The organism is Alteromonas infernus (assembly GCF_902705815.1).
In genome coordinates this window covers 1-2177 of the sequence record NZ_CACSIG010000070.1, presented here as the reverse complement: position 1 = coordinate 2177, position 2177 = coordinate 1, and the positions used below count along the sequence as shown (strand labels likewise).

Sequence of the window (2177 nt, the reverse complement as noted above, 5' to 3'; positions counted from 1 at the left end):
GTAACAAAAGCCAGTCTTTTTAGACTGGCTTTTTTGTTTGCCCAGCGAAGCTGGCAAACCCGTCAGGTTGAAAGAAACCTGAATCACCCTGACTGAGGGGAAGATAATCCGAATGGCAAGGGCGTTGTTGGCCAACGGCAGGGTCTCCGGGGGCCGGCCCGAAGCAAGCCATAGGAAGTTAGAGGTACACAACGCAAGTGAACCTGATTCGGCAAGACAGGAGGGTAAGCGTGCAAAATAGCGTGAAGCCCGATACTCAGTCAGTCCTGTTTTGTGTTTGAGGGTGGGATTTCTAACAGGGAGCCAGCACAGTAACTGGGGAAGCCTGGCACCGTCTCTGGTTATGAGCCAGAAGCATCTATGCGAGAGGCGACTCAAGGTAGGTGTTGGTGTGAGGTGGCATAACGTGGTTACCAGATAGACGCCGTAGTAGTGAGTAAAGTTCGGCCTGTGAAAGCCAGTAATGGTGTGGAGGATAAAACCGAGCTGACCATCAGCAGTGTTTGATGGCGTTCTTATCAGCCAAAAGCTGATTAGGATGGCGAAGGGCGGAAGTACATAGTAAGTCTGTGATGAGCAGGTTTTTTTTTAGTGGTACACGAATCGATTAGCTATCGACGTCTCGTACTTGGTTTGTCGCGGAAGCGACGGACTGGCTACGAAACGGTACATGGGAGTAATGTGGGAACGTTGAGTAGATTGCCATTGGGCTAGCACGCTCTACCACCATGTGAAATAGACCAACACGAAAAGAAGTCATCGGCCCCCCACACAGCACACCATCTTCGAGGAGGAGCGTGCGGGTTTATTATAGTTTGTACGGTCACTTGCTTAATAAAGCCAGACTGTTCAAGGGATTTAAAAAGGTACTCAAAGCGAAAGGCGCGGCCGGAATAGATGGGCAGAGCCTGAGCGCGTTTGCCTCAAATCTGGATAATGAACTTACGCAGCTTCTTCTCGAACTCAAAACCAAACGCTATCAAGCGCAACCGGTAAGACGGGTAGTTATCCCGAAAGACGGTGGCGGCGAGCGTCTGTTGGGTATCCCAACGGTAAGGGATAGGGTCGTTCAACAGTGCTTAAATGACCTCCTAACCCCCATCTTCGAAGAACAGTTCCACCCATCAAGCTTTGGTTATAGGCCGAAGCGGAGCTGTCACGATGCTATCAATAAAGCCACGATGTTTATCCGTCGATATAGGCGTCAACACGTGGTGGATATGGACCTGTCGAAGTGCTTTGATAAGCTGGACCATACGCTTATCATTAAGAGCATCAAAAGACGGGTCCGTGATGGCAGCGTGCTGAGCCTTATTACTCAGTTCTTACAAAGTGGGGTGATGGTCGATGGACATTGGCAGCAACAGAAACAGGCAGTCCGCAGGGTGGGGTAATAAGCCCACTGATAGCGAACATCTATCTGGATGCGTTCGATGAGGAAATGAAACAGCGGGGGCACAGAATAGTGCGCTATGCTGATGATATCCTTATCTTGTGTTGCAGTCGTACAGCGGCAGAGAATGCCAAAGCACAAGCCACACATATCTTAGAAGGAAAGCTAAAGCTCAGCGTAAACACGGAGAAAACACATATCACACACAGTGACGATGGTGTGAAGTTCCTTGGCGTTGAAATCGGGACGAAACATACCCGCATCCAGCCCAAGAAACTCACCGCGTTTAAGGCGAAGCTCAAGCAGATGACGAAACGCAATGGCGGAATGCCGCTGCAATCAGTCATCAATGCACTAAACCCACTGCTAAGAGGGTTCAGTTATTACTTCAAGATAGCCAATGCGAGCAGGGCATTTAAGCAAATAGCAAGCTGGCTAAGACGCCGCTTGCGCAGTATTCAACTCAAGTTATGGAAGAAGGCGAGCCGCCTCCATCGCTGGCTAAGACAGCATGGTTATAAAGGTCGGTTTGCCCACATCAACATGACGAGTTGGTGCAGTGCACGCAGCCCCTTAGCAAGCTATGCGATGCCAAACAGTTGGTTCGATGAGCTCGGGCTAATGAACTTGGAGAATGTTGCAACGGGATATGTGTTTAGCCATTACGCTAAATAACTATGTACATGAGCCGTATACGAGGCCCGTATGTACGGTTCTGTGAGAGGGATGAGGCGGTGACGCCTCACCCTACTCGATATNTTAGAAAATGGACTGCACTTGAGTT

General features: G+C 49.7%; 2 protein-coding genes and 1 pseudogene. 2 read left to right on the top strand and 1 reads right to left on the bottom strand.

From position 1 onward, the window contains the following. Positions 1-607: 607 nt before the first annotated feature. Positions 608-760 carry a hypothetical protein gene (locus tag ACX5J7_RS16865; protein WP_498707610.1) on the bottom strand — a complete coding sequence of 51 codons (153 nt, stop codon included), beginning with the start codon at positions 758-760 and terminating at the stop codon, positions 608-610. Between the two features lie 37 nt (positions 761-797). Here ACX5J7_RS16865 and ltrA point away from each other — a divergent pair. Next, positions 798-1576: pseudogene (ltrA, locus tag ACX5J7_RS16860) on the top strand (group II intron reverse transcriptase/maturase); the annotation flags it as partial. 123 nt (positions 1577-1699) lie between these two features. After that, on the top strand, positions 1700-2068 hold the full coding sequence (locus tag ACX5J7_RS16855; RefSeq protein ID WP_498707611.1) for a group II intron maturase-specific domain-containing protein: 369 nt from the start codon (positions 1700-1702) through the stop codon (positions 2066-2068). Positions 2069-2177 lie beyond the last annotated feature (109 nt).